General features: G+C 45.1%; 15 protein-coding genes and 1 riboswitch. Of the genes, 10 read left to right on the top strand and 5 right to left on the bottom strand.

Annotated features, from left to right (window positions below):
• Nucleotides 1-61 precede the first annotated feature (61 nt).
• Complete coding sequence (locus MKY01_RS27900) at nt 62-712, bottom strand: nitroreductase family protein (RefSeq protein ID WP_339284375.1); 651 nt, start codon at nt 710-712, stop codon at nt 62-64.
• A gap of 129 nt (nt 713-841) precedes the next feature.
• Here MKY01_RS27900 and MKY01_RS27895 point away from each other — a divergent pair, with 129 nt between their 5' ends.
• On the top strand, nt 842-1,207 hold the full coding sequence (locus MKY01_RS27895; RefSeq protein WP_339284373.1) for a MerR family transcriptional regulator: 366 nt from the start codon (nt 842-844) through the stop codon (nt 1,205-1,207).
• Between the two features lie 43 nt (nt 1,208-1,250).
• Here MKY01_RS27895 and MKY01_RS27890 read toward each other — a convergent pair whose 3' ends face one another.
• Nucleotides 1,251-1,925 carry a VOC family protein gene (locus MKY01_RS27890; RefSeq protein ID WP_339284372.1) on the bottom strand — a complete coding sequence of 225 codons (675 nt, stop codon included), beginning with the start codon at nt 1,923-1,925 and terminating at the stop codon, nt 1,251-1,253.
• Nucleotides 1,926-1,945: 20 nt separating this feature from the next.
• A complete protein-coding gene (locus MKY01_RS27885; RefSeq protein ID WP_083684888.1) occupies nt 1,946-2,827 on the bottom strand; it encodes a LysR family transcriptional regulator in 882 nt (293 codons plus the stop codon).
• Nucleotides 2,828-2,996: 169 nt separating this feature from the next.
• Between MKY01_RS27885 and MKY01_RS27880 the strand changes: the two genes are divergently transcribed.
• A complete protein-coding gene (locus MKY01_RS27880) occupies nt 2,997-4,178 on the top strand; it encodes an MFS transporter (protein ID WP_339195686.1) in 1,182 nt (393 codons plus the stop codon).
• A 38-nt stretch (nt 4,179-4,216) separates the two neighbouring features.
• Here MKY01_RS27880 and MKY01_RS27875 read toward each other — a convergent pair whose 3' ends face one another.
• A complete protein-coding gene (locus tag MKY01_RS27875; RefSeq protein ID WP_315370517.1) occupies nt 4,217-5,182 on the bottom strand; it encodes a YafY family protein in 966 nt (321 codons plus the stop codon).
• Nucleotides 5,183-5,269: 87 nt separating this feature from the next.
• On the opposite strand from MKY01_RS27875, the gene MKY01_RS27870 reads away from it, so the two are divergent.
• From MKY01_RS27870 to mmuM, 8 genes are all read left to right on the top strand, one after another.
• Nucleotides 5,270-5,713, top strand: a complete 444-nt coding sequence (locus tag MKY01_RS27870; protein ID WP_339284370.1) for a VOC family protein — start codon at nt 5,270-5,272, stop codon at nt 5,711-5,713.
• 228 nt (nt 5,714-5,941) lie between these two features.
• Entirely contained in the window at nt 5,942-6,466 is a 525-nt protein-coding gene (locus MKY01_RS27865) for a VOC family protein (RefSeq protein ID WP_218640805.1), read from the top strand.
• 472 nt (nt 6,467-6,938) lie between these two features.
• The gene (locus MKY01_RS27860) at nt 6,939-7,859 is read left to right on the top strand and encodes a PAS domain-containing methyl-accepting chemotaxis protein (RefSeq protein WP_339284368.1); all 921 of its coding nucleotides are present in this window, start codon (nt 6,939-6,941) and stop codon (nt 7,857-7,859) included.
• 148 nt (nt 7,860-8,007) lie between these two features.
• A complete protein-coding gene (locus MKY01_RS27855) occupies nt 8,008-9,720 on the top strand; it encodes a spore germination protein (RefSeq protein ID WP_036668138.1) in 1,713 nt (570 codons plus the stop codon).
• Between the two features lie 38 nt (nt 9,721-9,758).
• Nucleotides 9,759-10,859, top strand: a complete 1,101-nt coding sequence (locus tag MKY01_RS27850; protein ID WP_282320161.1) for a spore germination protein — start codon at nt 9,759-9,761, stop codon at nt 10,857-10,859.
• Complete coding sequence (locus MKY01_RS27845) at nt 10,856-12,058, top strand: Ger(x)C family spore germination protein (protein ID WP_076253520.1); 1,203 nt, start codon at nt 10,856-10,858, stop codon at nt 12,056-12,058. Before MKY01_RS27850 ends, MKY01_RS27845 begins: the two co-directional genes overlap by 4 nt.
• Before the next feature lie 70 nt (nt 12,059-12,128).
• A riboswitch (SAM riboswitch) is annotated at nt 12,129-12,230 on the top strand.
• 92 nt (nt 12,231-12,322) lie between these two features.
• Nucleotides 12,323-13,735, top strand: coding sequence for an S-methylmethionine permease (gene mmuP, locus MKY01_RS27840; RefSeq protein WP_282320163.1), 1,413 nt, complete (start codon nt 12,323-12,325; stop codon nt 13,733-13,735).
• A complete protein-coding gene (mmuM, locus tag MKY01_RS27835; RefSeq protein WP_282320164.1) occupies nt 13,713-14,780 on the top strand; it encodes a homocysteine S-methyltransferase in 1,068 nt (355 codons plus the stop codon). The genes mmuP and mmuM overlap by 23 nt, the downstream gene beginning before the upstream one ends.
• Before the next feature lie 83 nt (nt 14,781-14,863).
• Here mmuM and MKY01_RS27830 read toward each other — a convergent pair whose 3' ends face one another.
• A complete protein-coding gene (locus tag MKY01_RS27830) occupies nt 14,864-17,266 on the bottom strand; it encodes an ABC transporter permease (protein WP_282320165.1) in 2,403 nt (800 codons plus the stop codon).

The following is a 17,266-nucleotide window of genomic DNA, read 5'->3' as shown; positions in this document are numbered from 1 at the left end:
TTGTTATATTCACTTAACTATTCAATACAAGAGATATTACTTCATTGAGAGTAGCTGTTGATTATGCCCAAGTTGTAATCGTTTCAACCGGGAGACGATAGGAAGGATAGCCATCTTTGACTGCTTTACCTATGGAGATCAACATCACGGGCTGGAACCGTTCTTTATCCAGGCCGAATGCTTCGGCGATCTGACCTTTGTCATAACCAGCCATAGGGTTCGTATCATAGCCATGAGCACGGGCAACGAGCATGAGTTGCATGGATATGAGGCCTGAGTCAATGAGGTTCATGTCACGCAATTCGGATGCGTTTATGTTCGCATAATAAGGTTGTACCTGCTGCATCTGCATATCCATGATGTCTTGTGGCATGTATCCAAGTTCCACTGATTTGCTGAAAATCTCTTCCATGTATTCAACGTTGTAGGCATCGTAAAACACGGCAATGACAGCGGAAGACGTTAGTGCCTGTGTCTGGTTAAAAGAGGCCAGTGGTGCAAGCTTCTCTTTGCCTTCAGCACTGTCGATAACAAGAAAACGCCAAGGTTGCATGTTAATGGCCGAAGGGGCACGGGAAGCTTTCGCCAGTATTTCGGTCATCTCCTCGCGACTGATTTTCACTTCAGGGTCGTAGACTTTAACGGAATGGCGCTCCAAGACGATGTTATCAAAATCATTTGTTTTGTTGAATTGACCGGTAATTGTGTTCATATTGAAATCTCTCCTCATATCTATATTGGTGAGAGTAGGGTATAAATTATATCTCCATCTGTCTCACTATGAGGATTGTAAACTATGAAGTATACTTTATAGCAAGAAGAAGAAACGGGGGAAATCCATATGAAGATTAGTGAAGTAGCGAACCATGTAAACCTTCCGATATCCACGATTCGTTACTACGAGAAAATAGGTATTATCCCGGATGAACATATGCTGAGAGATCATAATAACTATCGAATATATGCGCAGAGCATTATTCAGCATCTGGACGTGGTCAAACAATGTTTAGCTGTTGGTTTTACGATCCATGAGATCCAATCTATGATCTCTAAACATGGGTTTTCAAGTAATGATCAAGCAAGCATTATCCAAGCGAAAATATCAGAAATTGAAGAAACACAAAAACAATTAGAGAATTCCAAACAAAATCTGTACGAAATTCTTAAATCGGATATCACGTGTGAGGATGGTTTTGGTAAGTATTAAGCCGGAAGTCCCTCTTAAGGTTTTCATTCAGTACGTTCTTACATCATATCGATTCAATCGAGTACATATCGTCCTGTATACGCAGATTACCGGGCTGCCCAGTTTCCACCTTCAACTCCGTAGCAAATACACCAGGCATGCGTCCGTCTGGGAACCAGGGCTTCTGTTTATCAATGACAATAAACATGCCTTCTGCATCACCCGTGGGGGAGAATTGTTTTCCGTCTCCGGCAAATGGTTCAAGTTGATAATGCTCATTCAATGTGTTCATCATCTCAGGAACATCATCGACAGGCAGACCGATTTCACTAATACATAACAGATGCTTCGCTTCGAAAGCTTCATCAACTGCATTATCGAGTGAATGGTGAGCGATAAATTCCATCAAGTTGCCGCTTGGATCATAAAAATAGAAGGCTGTTGCATCCCAGTAGGGGAAATAAAATTCATCTTGTCCATCTTTGGATAGCAATGAAATGTTACGGTCTTGAGCCCATCTTTTTGCATCAGCAAGTTTATTCGTTGGAATCGTAAATGCTACATGATAGTAGGGCTTTTCTTGTTCTGGTGCCTTCTTGAAAGATAGGACCGAGTTCCCCGCACGGAATGAAACGCATGTTGCATTATCCTCCACAAGATTCAGTTCCAGTAGTGTACCGTAAAACTCTTTTATGGCCTCGACCTGATGTGTCAACAAACCAACTTCTCTTATTATCATTTCATTATCCTCCTTTAATCTCACCTTTGATTGAAATACTCAATTGTTTTCTCAATAAATGCCTTGGCCGATTGCGTCAGGTAACGGTCGGACCGATGGATGATCTCAAAGTGCCGGTATGGCGGATCGTCTGTAATTCGGATGCAACGTAGCGTGGGCTCATTCATGGCTTTGATCAGAGGATAAGGCAGCAGTGTTCCTCCAACGTTGGCTTTGACCAGGCTAATGATGGAGGTTGCCGAACTGGTCTCCATGATGGTATTTAGGGTGAATCCATATTTACGGCAATAGCCATCGACCAATTCTCTGCCTGTAAATCCTTCGGGGAACATCACCGTTTGGATATCACGCAACTCCTGAATTTCAATTGTGCTTCGTTCAGCCCAATCATGATTCTCGGATACGACCAGTACATATTCTTCACTGCACAAAGGAATGCGTACAAGCCGCCTATCAGGGGCAGACGTGATCTCGATGCCGATGTCGACTTCATTTTCCAACACTTGATTTACGACATAGATCGAAGAGATAACCTTCAATTGCACCTTGGGGAATCGGGCATGAAAATCAACGAGTAACGGAGTGATACGGTAATCCAAATCCGACGGAAGAACACCAATAACCAATCGTCCCCGCTGATCATTCCGAAATTCAGCTAGCGCATCCTGGGTATTCTGTAAATGCCGGATCATCTGTACACAGTGCTCCAGAAACAGAGTACCTGCCTGGGTCATCACAATCTTTTTGCCGACGCGGTCAAACAAAGGAACACCAAGTTCATCTTCCAACCCACGTATTTGTTGACTCAACGTAGGTTGAGATATGCCAAGTTTCTCAGCTGCCCGTGTAAAATGAAGCTCCTCACACACTGTAATAAAGTTTTCCATTTGACGAATCTCCATGAATTCACCTCTAATCATTGGTTTTATTAATCATTTTAATAGAAACAATAGTATTGTTCAATCATTATAATGATCCTATACTTAATTCGTGCACCACTCGAAGATCTTGTCATTAAAGAATAGGATCTTTGGTGAAGGCAACGAGACTACTCCCATGAGGTGATTCATAATGAAACTTTTTTATATTGTATTGGCGCTTATTCTGGCTTCACTGAACTTAAGACCGCCGATTACTTCCATTTCTCCTCTGATGAGTACCATACAGAATGATCTGGGTTTGAGCGGCATGACCGCCAGTCTGTTAACTACACTACCGGTATTATGTATGGGCATATTCGCTCCATTCTCTGTAAGACTAAGTAGAAGGTGGGGGAATGAAGGAGCCATTGTGCTGGCTTTAATCCTCATCGGGATAGGTACGGGTTTACGATTGTTCGTAGGCGCAACTCCGTTGATGATGTTCACTTCTTTTCTGTCAGGTGTAGGGATTGCATTGGCAGGGCCACTGTTGTCAAGCTTCATAAAGCAGTATTTTCCTAACCGAGTGGCAGCCATGGTCGGCATCTACTCTACAGCAATGGTGATGGGGGCAAGCATTAGTGTGGGATTATCGGTTCCGCTTCAGCAGACGTTGGGTGGATCTTGGAGAGGTTCTTTGGCTACATGGGCATTACTCGCAGCCATTGCATTGCCGATCTGGTTAAAATTAGCTTGGTCTGCGCGTACAGAGAGACAATCCGGACAAACTTCGGCTGTCATTCATGCACCACTTCCGGTGAAGAACAGGCGTGCATGGGTGCTGACACTGTTCTTCGGACTGATGGCCGCGATCTTCTATTCATTAACCGCCTGGCTTGCGCCAGCCATTCAGAGCCATGGATATAGCCAAGAGACTGCTGGCAACATCCAAACGTTATTTACATTGATATCACTGCCCTCAACGTTATTCATTCCCATGCTTGTACACCGATACCAAAGGCGTGTCTTCTGGCTTGTTGGATGTGCGATGTTGGAGTTAACAGGTGTCCTGATGCTGAATCTCTCTGTCAGTCCGTGGCTCGCGGCGATCCCGCTCGGTATTGGTGCAGGTGGACTGTTCCCAATTGCACTCATGTTGCCGATTGATGAGACAAACAATGCTCAGGAAGCGAGTAGCTGGTCCGCTATGACTCAATCTGGGGGTTACATTCTTGGAGCACTTGGGCCGCTGGCGATTGGTTGGCTCCGCGATCTAACAGGCAGCTTTGTGCAAGCATTTTATGGTTTGGCTATCATCATCGTGTTGCAGATTATCGTTCAAGTTGCTATTGGCAATAAAAAAAGTTTAAAAGTTAGCCAGGAGCAGAGCTAAAAGGCATGTAAAGTAAAATGGCTATAGAATTATGATCTTTATACATGATCCAACAAGTCCAGATAGTACTGCCTTAATGCTTTCTGTAAGATGATGGGCTCCATAATCTTAATCGATTTACCATAGCCTGCAAGATATCTCACTATGAAATCAAGCTCGTGAGGTTCGTACGAACCGACAAGATACATGTGTCCCATCTTCTCGATGATCTGCATAGATGGGAAATGTTCTTGCTGGAATAGCTCCATCCCGGCTTCGTCAATCAGGCATTTGAATGGAATTGCTTGTTCCGATGGTTTCCATAGGGATTGGGCATCCTGTGAATAGAGTTCCTTTACATGAGTTAAAGGTTCAATCTCCGTTGTTTCGGCTGAAATGATGCGGTCGCAGCGGAATACACGATAAGCTTGTTTTTGCAGATCATAGGCCTGACAATACCAATAGCCTTTCCTGGCATAGAGCGCGATGGGTTGAATGGTGCGGATGGTGTTTGCAGAAGATGACCTTTGATCAGAGGATCTACGCTGATTAGCGTACGTAATCTGGATCACTATACTCTGAACAGCAGCCATCAACAGAAATTCCAAATGTGCACTATCGCGGATCTGCTCCGTATGTTGGAAGTAAACCCGGTGTTGGATGTTCTCAATATCCTGTCGTTGCTTGTCGGATAACGCGCTCATAAATTTCTCATGAATGGTCCGGAAAGAGACTTGAAAGGGTAAGCTGGAGAAGCTACGGAGAGCCTGCATCGCAAAATAAAGGGCATGAAGCTCACCCGTATTAAACGAAATGGGAGGCAGCTGCATCTGTTGCAGCAGTCGATATCCGCCGTAGCGTCCATATTCGACATAGATGGGCGCACCTAACTCTTCCAATGAAGCGATATCTCTTAACGCGGTTCGTTTGGATATCTGGAACTCCTGCATGAGATCTTGCAGGGTGAACTGTTGTTTTTGGTTAATAAAGCGCAGCATCTGGTTCATACGTTCTGATTTTTTCATATCAAACCCTCTTAATGGTGCCATAGATTGGCACCTTTCGTTGTTATAGTGATAAGTGTAATCCAATAGGAACAAGGAGGCAATATAATGAATTTTGAAGTGATACCATTTTTGTCGATGAACGGGGATGCGGCGGAAGCCATTGCTTTTTATGAAGAGTTTCTGGGCGCCAAGGTGATATTCAAGAAAAGTTATAAAGAGATGAAGGAAATGAACCCAGGTTTCGAGTACCCTGCCGGTCAAGATGAGTATATTACACATTCGGTGCTGGAGATTGGGGTTAACAAAGTCATGATTGCGGAAGAAGCAATGGACACGGAGAGAGCGTGGCAGCTGGGGAACAGCACGTCACTATGTATTCAGTCCAAAGATAAAGATACAATCGATCAACTGTATCATTCTCTGATGCAACATGAGGGTGTGAAGGTACTAGTACCGTATGAACAAAATGAATTCAGCCCAGGATACGGTATTGTACGGGACCCATTTGGCATTGCGATTCAGCTGTGTGTCACTGTGCATGATTTTTAAAATGAGTTCAGGCCCTCGGTTAAGCACTCGGTATGTAAACCTGTAACTAACTTAAAAACATCAAAAAAAGAAGAGCCATGGATATCATGCGCTCTTCTTTCTTCGGTTTCTATACAAGGTTGTTCGAGCAACCGATGGTTATAGCGGACCCCTTTTCGTGTAAATCATATAGGTACGGATGTCGCTGTGTACAAGCAAGTTCAATGGATAAAGGAAAGAAGGGATAACATGATTACGAGAGGAATTGACCATATTGGAATAACTGTACCGGACATGGAGCAGGCGACACTATTTCTACAACAGGCGTTTGGAGCTCAACTTGCCTATGACCATATAACGCCGGATGATCCCCCACAGGAAGGACCCGAGGCAGAGCTTAAATTAGGACTGCGTTCAGGAGCAAAGGTTATTCATATTCGGATGTTATCGCTCGGGGAGAGCGCTAGTATAGAGTTATTTCAGTACGCGAATACAGCGCAATCGGAGCCAGTTAGGGCATCAGATTACGGATTGCAGCATATGGCGTTGTATGTGGACGATATGCAAGAAGCTGCACGACACTTCAAGGAAGCGGGCGGGGTGTTGCTAACAGAGCCTGGGGCATTGACCGGTCATATTGAAGGTGGAGAAGGCAATCAGTTTGTGTATGGAAGAGCACCTTGGGGGATGCTGATCGAGCTGATCTCCTATCCTGCGGGCATTCAGTATCCAAATCACAGTGAAACAAAGCGCTGGACACCACGAAAAAAATAATAAAGATGAGACTGGATAAGAAACAGAACGACGCATGACAAATCGTTCTGTTTTTCTTGTATATAGGGGTTAAACGGTTATTAAAAAACAGAAATTATGTTACAAATACGTTACAAATACAGAAGTGTATACCTCTTTGCCTTATGTTACGATACGTACTAGTAGATACAGAGATATTTTACGGATAAGATAAGTTATAACGTCTCTTTTCTGGACGATGAATATGCTCCGAAAGTATGTTGATGGAACCCTTTTATCCAGAATATTGAAGAAGCATTGAAACAAAGGAACAACTATATATTTTGACTTCACAGGGTTGCAATAAAAATAAATAACAACAGGTGATCCAAAATGCTGCAAATCGGGTATCCATAGTAGAGCCATCTAGAACCTGATGGATACATATGTTGTTATGATTGTTTTTTGCTAGTTAAAGGCTGTCTATTATGGAATGAACTGTGGGGGTTATCAAGTGTCTATATTAGATATGGAAAAGAAAGATGTTGTCACCGATGCAATGGTCATCAAGGCGATGGAGAAAAGTCTTGCTATCATTCGATTCGATCTGGATCGCCGGGTAACCTACGTGAATGAAGTCTTTGCCCAGACGATGGGATATACGGTAGATGAGATGTACGGCATGAAGCATCAGCAACTGTGCTTCGGTCAATTTGCAAATACTCCGGAATATGATGCTTTTTGGAATAGCATATTTAATGGTGTCAGCTTCCAGGACAAGGTTGAACGCAAGGATGCAAGGGGGAATTCTGTATGGCTTGAAGCGACATATATGCCGGTGTACGATGAGACGAATCAGAAGATACTGGGTGTCTCCAAAATCGCCACCAACATTACCAACCGTCAGAACAACATTTCGGTCGTAGTGAATGAGCTGAAAACGATGTCCCATGAACTGAATGGGCAGGCAGATGTAGGCATTGAACGGAGCCAGGAATTAATGTCCAGTATCTCCTATATCTCAGAGGTGTCAACTTCTAACCGTGCAACGTTGACTCATTTGCAGGAACAGGCCGGATCGATTCAGGGCGTGGTACGAACGATACGCGAGATTTCGTCTCAGACGCAACTGCTCGCGTTGAATGCTGCCATTGAGGCTGCACATGCAGGAGAATACGGACGAGGATTCGATATCGTGGCCAAGGAAGTTAAGAAACTATCCGCAATGGTGGAGAGTTCGATTAATGAGATTCGTGATAGCGTGACCGGAATAACAAAGGAGATTGGTAATATCACAGGTGGTACCAAAAAAGTAGAAGAATATGTGGAGCAGAGCCAGAAGCAGATTGAGATTGCATTGAATGATTTTACAGCAATTGCTGCTTCAGCTCACTTGTTGGATGCCAAAGCGGAGCATGTGACCAGAATCGTATAACAATATATAGTAATAGCGGTTCCTTGCACAGGAACCGTTTTTTTGTCGTTCAGTACTCAAAAAAACGGGAATTATTGTGATCAAACGGGGACACAATACTTGGGAATACCTGCAGCTATGTCATGCAGAGAAATGTTGGGGTGGGAACATGTGGTCAACAATTGTATCCTACGTGCCGGATTGGTCCATATGGATTCAGGCATTCTTGGTCTTCATCATTCCAATTGGTATTACATTGAGCATGCGCTGGATCAATGCTGCCATTAAGCGCGGAAGCTTCTCTCGTTCGAAGCCATCGTCCATATCCTCGAAGGATATCTCGCCAGCAGCCAAAGGGCAGGGTGAAGGGACCGAAACTGGTCACTATGCCAATATTAAATTAACGGAAAAGTACAGCATAAATCTGACGAGTGTGAAAGAAAGCTTTGGACTCAATGCAGACGTGCATATTCGGGAATTTATTATTAGGGGAACGAATACACGGGCTGCGGTCATTTATACCGAAGGCCTGGTAGATCAAGACTTAGTTGATGATCACTTGATTACACCGTTGATGTTCGAAGGTGTTCCCCTACTTAAGCAGGAGGGTTTCCTTCATCCAGACAACGCACACTTACTGTCGGCATATCTGCAAGATCAATTACTTCCTGTCAGTCTGGTTGAGGAGACGAAGTCCCTCCAAGAACTCGCAGTTGGTGTGTTGTTTGGGAAAAATGCACTGCTGGTTGATGGTTTGCCAGGTGCTTTATTAATTGGAGCTCATAAGATCAAAACAAGAGGTATGAATGAACCCTTGTCAGAGGGACTGCTTCGTGGGCCTCGTATTGGTTTTACAGAGCAATTAAGCGATAATACAGGCATTTTACGTCGTTATGGAAGTGATCAGAGCCTGTTTATTAAGAAGTATGAAGTGGGTTCACGGATCAAAAAAGATTTGGCGATAGCCTATATTCAGGATATTGCCGATCCAAATCTCGTTGCAGAAGTATGCAAGCGAATCGAAGAGATGGATATGGATTCAATGCTCGAATCAGGTTATGTGGAACAACTCATCGAAGATAATACGCTGAGTCCTTTTCAGCAGGTACTGAATACTGAAAGACCTGACCGGGTGATGGGTGCCCTTCTGGAAGGCCGAGTGGCAATTTTGTTGGATGGAACGCCATTTGTATTAATTGTACCGGTGACCTTTAGCATGTTGCTTCAGTCTCCAGAGGACTATTATGAACGCTGGATTCCCGGAACATTTTTGCGAGTGCTGCGTTTTATGGCCGCGATGCTGGCATTGCTTGCTCCTGCGCTCTATATCTCGTTTATCTCGTTTCATCCGGGTCTTATTCCAACCAAGCTAGTATTGACGATTATTGAAACGCGTACTGGAGTGCCATTCCCCTCAATTATTGAGGTACTCATCATGGAGCTTTCAATTGAAATCTTGAGGGAGGCCGGGATACGCTTGCCCAAACCGATTGCGCCAGCGATGGGTATCGTAGGAGGTCTGATTATTGGCCAAGCAGCCGTGCAAGCGGGAATAATAAGCCAATTTCTGGTCATTGTCGTTGCGGTAACAGCCATCTCTTCCTTTACGATTCCGGTCTATAGTGCGGGATTAACGCTAAGGATTCTACGATTTGCCGCTATGTTCAGCGCAGCCGTACTCGGATTGTTTGGCGTGGTTATGTTCTTTCTGCTTGTGTGTACACATCTGGCACGACTCTCAAGCTTTGGCGTACCTTATGTTGCACCAGCCGTTCCCTATCACATGAATGAATGGAAGGATTTTGTTATCCGTGCACCGCTAAATATGATGAGAATGCGTCCCAAAATGACTAATCCGATCGATGATGATCGGAAAAAATAAATGGAATTCCATCTACTGAAGGTCTGGAGGTGAACTAAGTGAATGGCTCCCAAGGAAAGCTAACCACGACACAGGCCGTTGTAATTATTGTCAATTACATGCTTGGTGCCGGGATATTGACACTACCTCGAACGACCAGCAAAGCTGTCGGAACACCGGATGTCTGGATTTCCATTATCCTATCTGGATTCATTATCATAGGTGTGGGAATAATTCTGGTTACCCTGTGTCGCAGATTTCCGGAGAAAACCGTCTTCCAGTTCACCCGTGAGATTACGGGCAGCTGGATTGCTTACATACTGGGATTGTCTATGATTATGTATTTCATAGTTATTGCCGCATTCGAAATCAGAGTTATGGCTGAAGTGACTGGGATGTATCTGCTCGAACGCACCCCCACCTGGGCGATTGTGATGGTCTTCATGTGGATCGGTGTATATATGATTTCAGGCGGGCTTGGCGTTATCGTACGTGTGTTTGAGATCATCCTTCCGATTACGATTATTATATTTGTGATTGAAATTTTGCTTAGTAATCAGCTATTCGAGATTGGCAATCTGAGACCCGTCCTCGGTGATGGGATTATGCCCGTTTTCCAAGGGTTGAAGCCTTCACTATTATCTTATACGGGCTATGAGGTGATGTTAATCATGACTGCCTATATGAAAAATCCGAAGAAGAGCAATAAAGCGATGACCTGGGGGATACTCATATCCACTATTATCTACTTGATCACGGTGGTGATGGTTATAGGCAGTTTATCGCTCGATGGCATCAAAACTCGAACCTGGCCAACGCTGGATTTGGTAAGAAGCTTCGAAATCCAGGGTCTGATATTCGAGCGTTTTGAATCCTTATTGCTGGTCATCTGGATTATGCAAATCTTTTCGACTACAGCAATTACACATTACTGCGCTTCGGTGGGTATTCGTGATTTGTTTCGTTCCCAAAAAATCAAAGGCATCATGTACGGCCTGCTGCCGTTCATTTATCTGACAGCAATGATACCCAAAACAGTGGATGATACCTTCGTACTAGGAGATATGCTAGGCAATGTGTCCGTATTTTTGTTTGGCATTTTACCTCTGGTACTACTGTTGTTAAGTCTGATTCGCAAAAAAGGAGGCAAGCATGCATGATTACATTCCGCATGTTGTTACGCTTAGCCACTGTATTATGCATTCTCTTAACGATATCCGGATGTTGGAGCAGTCGAGAGATAGAGGATCTAAGTGTCTACGTTGGTCTTGGGATCGATATCGGCAAAGAGACGGAATTTGAGGAGAACATCGCCAATCAGGGAGGAGGGTATTCCAAGCAGAACAATGTGACAGCCACGGTACAGATTGCTCCCGGTAATTCCAGCAGTCAGAAGAGCCAACAATCCGGTTCGCCTGCTTCTGGTAAAACGTCCTATTCCAATGAACAGCTTACCGGAGATTCCTTGCTGCAAATCTTTCGTCAGTTTGCACTGAGACGAGATCATCCGCTCATCGGACATCATCTGAAGGTTATCGTTGTGTCCAAGGATATCGCCAAAAAGTATGGTCTGGACCAGCTGCTGGATTTTGTACTTCGGGATAACGATATTCGTCCTAACTGTCTAGTGTTGATTAGCCATCATCGCGCTGTTGATGTACTGACTTCAGATGATCCTTCCCGGATTCCAGCATTTTATCTTACAGGTATTACCGGTAATTCATACTTGTCCAATAAAATCCTGGACCCCGTTCTACTCTCCAAATTAGATGCACAAATGCAATCCGGTTCCAGCTTTTTGCTCCAGAATGTACTGAACTTCAATGGAGAGGACAAGTTCTCCGGTGCCAGTATCTTTGATGGGAAAACAACCAAATTCATCGGGGAACTCAGCCAAACGGATCTAGAAGGGCTATCTTGGCTTAGACCTAAAGAAAAAGGAGGTATCTTGAAGACATACAATAAAGAGGGGTTCACTGTTGTATATGAAATGAAGAAGAAAAAAACAACAATAATTCCAAAAGTGGTTGGCGATGATATTTCATTCCATGTGAAAACTGAATCCGAAGGCTGGTTGATGGAGGATTGGCGTGCTCCCGAGGAAGAGGAAAAAGGTGCGTATCTCAGTGAATTGGAAAAAGAATTTGCTGAACTTGCCAAACAACAGATTCGACAGTTGTTATACAAACTGCAGCATACCTATAAAGTAGATGTTGCGGATTTTCGGGATAGCTTGCGTATTAAAGAACCTAAAACATGGAAAAAAGTCAAAGACGATTGGGATAAAATTTTTAGCACCGTGCCGATCACCTATGAGGTAAAGACCACCATCACGAATCCGGGGTCTTCCACCGAATAGCGAGGTGTGCCATATATTATTTAATTGTTGACACATTCATGATAGATCGCTATATTAGTAAAAAATCATTTTCTTATCCAGAGAGGTGGAGGGACTGGCCCTTAGAAACCTCAGCAACAGATCTGAAGGATACTGTGCTAATTCCAGCGGGTGAAAGCCTGATAGATAGGAGCGTTTGTTTTTATTTGTCAGTAACGGCGCACTCTTTAGGCAGAGTGGGTCTTTTTTGTTTTTTCTGGATGAAGAAGTAGGGGAGCAGCAGGTATGGAGAACAACAACGACAAAGGGCATTTTCAGCGGAAAATGCAGGCACGGCATGTGGTCATGCTCTCTCTCGGAGGAGTCATTGGAACGGGATTATTCCTCAGCTCAGGTTACACCATTCAGCAGGCGGGACCACTGGGAACCATTCTGTCCTATCTGATTGGAGCCATCGTTGTGTATCTGGTGATGCTCTGTCTTGGTGAACTGTCTGTTCATATGCCAGAGACGGGAGCATTTCATAGTTATGCAGCCAAATATATCGGACCGGCAACAGGTTACACGGTGGCTTGGTTATACTGGTTAACCTGGACTGTTGCGCTTGGCTCCGAATTCACAGCCGCCGGATTGCTTATGCAGCGCTGGTTCCCATCGGTAAACGTATGGATATGGAGCGCGGTTTTTGCACTGATGATCTTTCTGTTTAACGCTCTAACGGTGAAATTTTTTGCGGAATCCGAGTTCTGGTTCTCATCTGTAAAAGTAGTGACTATCGTAATCTTCATTATTATCGGTGGTGCAGCCATGTTTGGTATCATTCCCATGGCGGATTCTGAACCGGCTCCATTTCTATCGAATATTACCGCATCCGGGTGGTTCCCTCATGGGGCTACAGCGATATTGATGACCATGCTTGCTGTAAACTTTGCCTTCTCAGGCACCGAGTTAATCGGCATTGCCGCCGGTGAGACGGAGAACCCGGAAAAGACGATACCAAAGGCTATTCATACAACGCTGTGGCGTTTGGTTATTTTCTTCATCGGAACGATTATTATCTTGTCGGCCTTGCTGCCCATGTCGGATGCCAGTGTACTGGAAAGTCCGTTTGTAGCGGTAATGGAGCGGGTGGGTGTACCCTATGCAGCAGACATTATGAACTTTGTTATTCTGACGGCGATTCTCTCTGCTGCCAATTCAGGCCTATATGCATCTTCACGTATGCTCTGGTCTCTGGCTGACAAAAGAACGATCTCTCCGTGGTTTGCCAAATTGACCAAAAGCGGAGTACCGCTGAATGCACTTCTGATTAGTATGGTGGGTGGTGCGTTGGCATTGCTGTCCAGTATTATTGCGCCAGGTACGGTGTATATTACGCTGGTTTCCATTTCAGGTCTGGCTGTCGTTGCAGTATGGATGAGTATCAGTGCCTCCCAATACATGTTCCGCAGACAATATATCCGGGAAGGACATGCGGTCAAAGATCTGGTCTACCGCACACCACTGTATCCGGTGGTACCAATTGTTTCATTTATATTATGCCTGGCTTCATGTATAGGTATTGCCTTTGACCCGACACAGCGGATTGCGCTGTATTGTGGGGTTCCGTTTATCGCAGTATGTTACGCTGCTTATTATCTGACAGAACGTGTGAATAAGAAAAGAGGACAAGTACATGACGCAAGCACAACAGAATAACCCCATAGAACAGATCCTTCGTGAACATCCGGTCATGATTCTGGATGGAGCGTTGGCAACGGAACTCGAACAGCATGGATGTGATCTCGATGATCCACTATGGTCTGCTCGTGTGTTGCTTGAGAATCCGGATGTTATTGTTCAGGTCCATGCAGATTATTTTCGAGCAGGAGCCGACTGTGCGATTACATCCAGTTATCAGGCGACGGTGGATGGTTTCCGCAAGAGAGGGATCGATGAACAGTCAGCACTGGAGCTGATCCGGAAGACGGTGGAACTGGCTGTACAGGCGAGAGATGACGTGTGGGCAGAAGTGCAGAGTAGTTTAGTAGGGAGAGAAAGCTCGACAGGTCAGCTTGTAGAAGCTCCTTCAGTACGTTCCGAAACTGAGGAGAATGAGGAGCATATAACAGATCGTACAGTAGATCGCGAAGGAGACAGTTTTCGTCCACGTCCAATTATTGCCGGGTCCGTTGGTCCGTACGGCGCCTATCTGGCGGATGGTTCAGAGTATGTGGGACATTACGGCGTGTCGGATGAGACGCTGGCCGCATTTCACCGTCCGCGTATGGCGGCGCTGCTTGAAGCGGGTGCTGATATTCTGGCGTTTGAGACGATTCCTTCCTTGCAGGAAGCACAGGTGCTGGTTGATGTACTGAAGGAGTTCCCTCATGCGTATGCTTGGTTATCTTTTTCTTTAAAAGACGGGACAAGCATCAGCGAGGGCACACCGCTTGAGGTATGTGCACAGAAGTTTGGCTCCGAGCCGCAGGTTGCGGCGATTGGCCTGAACTGTGCTCCGATGGAAGTGGTGACGGAAGCAGTGGGTATTCTCAGCAGTGCTAGCGACAAACCTGTTATTGTGTATCCGAACTCAGGTGAGACGTATGATGCAGTGACGAAGACGTGGAGCGGACAGGGTACTTGTGGCAGCATGAGTGATGCTTCGGAGCAGTGGGTTGCTACGGGCGCGCAAATTATTGGCGGCTGCTGCCGTACTACGCCACATCAGATTGGTGCACTTGCGAAGAAATGGCGGAATTAGTTCATATCATGATAACAAGCCCTTCCACATCCTGTAGAGGTATGGAAGGGCTTGTTTTATTGTGTTAAGGCATTCTGATTACATTATTCGATAACCAGTATACGTGGCGATGCTTCCCGAATGATTCTCGAAGAGAACCACGAGCCAAGACTGGCTGCAATGATGCTTAGACAGGTGAACAGTACCATTCCACCCCAATGCAGGATCAGTGGAAGCTGTACGATACCATAACCGGAAAGGACCATTTCGAGTAGAAGAGGCAGCAGGTATACGCCGACGAAAATACCCAGTATGGCTCCCACGGAGGACAGTATGAACATTCCCATGGTGAGCGACAACCGGATTTGGCGAGATGTCATTCCCAGCGATTTGTATATCCCGTACGTTCTGCTTTCTTTACGGATATTGATTCTACAGGTACTGAAAATAATGATGAACGTCACAATGATAAACAGAAATCCGATCAGGCTCATCGGATAGATCAGGATGTTAGCGGCTTCCGCGTAAACCGAATCAAGCAAAGTCTTCTGAGTGAATACCGAAGCAAAATCTTTAAATTGCTCATTTAATTCAGAGGCAACCTTACCCGCTTGTGCCATATCGTTCACATTGATGAAGATAACATCAAATTCACTATAATCCGGGTTCACACTTCTCATGGCATCAATGGTGATTCTGCCTGAAACAGACATGTTGGCGAACGCCTGATAGATGCCTGTGATGAGGAATGTACGCTTTTCTCCTTCAATATAGATATCGATAAGATCACCGAGATCTTTATTTGATGTTTTGGCTACACTTACACCAATGGCAATTTCATTCGCATGTTGTGGGTTAACCCCTTTTAACGTTTCGAATCCAAGTTCCTGATAACTCCCGTCCAGTACACTCAAGTTGAGACTGATGGATTGGCCCTCTACTGCTGCCAAAGACTCCGGGCTAATTACACCCGTTGTGTTCCCTTGCCAGCCTACATTGCTGATCCTCGAATCCTGCGCTAACACGTGCTTTAGTTCAGCCTTGGGGAAGTTACTTTTGTTCACTACGACTGCTGCGATATTGGCATTGTCATACCCCCATTTAGCTGCGGTCTGTTCAATTCCGTTTATACTGGTCAGCAGAACATACCCCAAAACTAGTACGGAGGAAGCCATGGTAGTCAGCAGGATTGTTAGAACAGAGCTTTTGGTGTTTTTGAACACATGTCGGAATCCAAGCACGGCGGTCACAGGCAGTCGTGTGAACCCGATCCAGTGCGCCAATGGCGAATTCATTTTGCCAGCCATCCGGCTGTGATCTGTCTCCGACATACCATAACGAATAGCCTGCACGGGCTGTATGCTGCGTGCCTTTTTGGCATATAACACAGTGAACAGAATCACTAGAGTAAATAGTAGTACGCCGGCCAGTATGGCCGCATCCAATCCTTGGACTGGAATGTTCTGATTCCCCACTCGAAGAGAGGATACAGAAATATTAATGATCCATTTGGATATCCATATACTGAGTGCAAATCCTGGGATAATGGCTACGATGGATATCAATGCATATTGAATAACATAGGTGCCTATCGTTTTTCGGGAAGTCAGACCTAGTGATTTGAGGATTCCTATCGTTCTGTAATTGGCCAGGATGGCATCCGCAATCGTAAATCCGATGGTCATCAGGGCGATAGAGAGCATGACAACACCCATGAATATCATGATGAATCCAATAACCTGATTGATGATCAGATAAAAAGAGGCAATGGCCTCGAACTCCATTTTGGATTCCAGAAACGGAATACCTGTCTCACGATTGTACCGTTCCCAATACACCGAATTCATGCTGTAATCGTTAAAATGGATGCCCATCATACGATTCTCGTTGCCAGCAAGTGTAGCGAGATCATGTTGATAATCGGTAGGATTCATCCAGACCCGTGCTGTATTGGAGAAGGGTGCCCCGTATGGTACATCGATGACAATGCCCGATACATTCAATTCAAGTGTGCTTGAGCCGGTTTTGAAGCCAATGGTATCACCTACCGAGATATGATAAGCATTCGCCATGGACGTTGGAATCCAGACGGAGCCTTGTTCGGGAACTGTGTGGGGCGTCCCGCTTGAGAAAATCAGTTCATCCACACCCCATGGCGGTGGAGGCGTATTAAACATGTACAGGTAGATGTTAGGGATGTGAGTTTCATTCAAAATGATGCCTGAAAATGTACGATACGTTAGCAAAGGGGACACCTGAACTCCATCCTGAGAAGCCCACCAGTTGTGCACAGCGTCAGGGTCATTCAGTCCTTTTTCAAACGTCAGGATCTGATGAGATCCATGGGTTCGGGTATGCATTTCATAAAACTGATTGCCGGTGTTCGCCAGAATGACAGTAGCTGTAGATACAAGAAGTGTCGAGAGAAGCAGGAGCAGCGCAATCAACGCATTTTGTATTTTGTTCCTACTCAGATACGACAAGCTAAGTTTAAATATGACAGCCAT

This window comes from Paenibacillus sp. FSL R5-0486, from assembly GCF_037975155.1.
GTDB lineage: Bacteria > Bacillota > Bacilli > Paenibacillales > Paenibacillaceae > Paenibacillus > Paenibacillus amylolyticus.
Note: the sequence above shows the minus strand (reverse complement) of the source record. Positions and strands in the feature narration are given on the sequence as shown.

Excerpts from the sequence above, each read along its gene's own strand:
- MKY01_RS27900 (WP_339284375.1), bottom strand. The coding sequence starts at position 712 with ATGAACACAATTACCGGTCAATTCAACAAAACAAATGATTTTGATAAC.
- MKY01_RS27895 (WP_339284373.1), top strand. The coding sequence starts at position 842 with ATGAAGATTAGTGAAGTAGCGAACCATGTAAACCTTCCGATATCCACG.
- MKY01_RS27890 (WP_339284372.1), bottom strand. The coding sequence starts at position 1,925 with ATGATAATAAGAGAAGTTGGTTTGTTGACACATCAGGTCGAGGCCATA.
- MKY01_RS27885 (WP_083684888.1), bottom strand. The coding sequence starts at position 2,827 with ATGGAGATTCGTCAAATGGAAAACTTTATTACAGTGTGTGAGGAGCTT.
- MKY01_RS27880 (WP_339195686.1), top strand. The coding sequence starts at position 2,997 with ATGAAACTTTTTTATATTGTATTGGCGCTTATTCTGGCTTCACTGAAC.
- MKY01_RS27875 (WP_315370517.1), bottom strand. The coding sequence starts at position 5,182 with ATGAAAAAATCAGAACGTATGAACCAGATGCTGCGCTTTATTAACCAA.
- MKY01_RS27870 (WP_339284370.1), top strand. The coding sequence starts at position 5,270 with ATGAATTTTGAAGTGATACCATTTTTGTCGATGAACGGGGATGCGGCG.
- MKY01_RS27865 (WP_218640805.1), top strand. The coding sequence starts at position 5,942 with ATGATTACGAGAGGAATTGACCATATTGGAATAACTGTACCGGACATG.
- MKY01_RS27855 (WP_036668138.1), top strand. The coding sequence starts at position 8,008 with ATGTGGTCAACAATTGTATCCTACGTGCCGGATTGGTCCATATGGATT.
- MKY01_RS27845 (WP_076253520.1), top strand. The coding sequence starts at position 10,856 with ATGATTACATTCCGCATGTTGTTACGCTTAGCCACTGTATTATGCATT.
- mmuP (WP_282320163.1), top strand. The coding sequence starts at position 12,323 with ATGGAGAACAACAACGACAAAGGGCATTTTCAGCGGAAAATGCAGGCA.
- mmuM (WP_282320164.1), top strand. The coding sequence starts at position 13,713 with ATGACGCAAGCACAACAGAATAACCCCATAGAACAGATCCTTCGTGAA.
- MKY01_RS27830 (WP_282320165.1), bottom strand. The coding sequence starts at position 17,266 with ATGGCTGTCATATTTAAACTTAGCTTGTCGTATCTGAGTAGGAACAAA.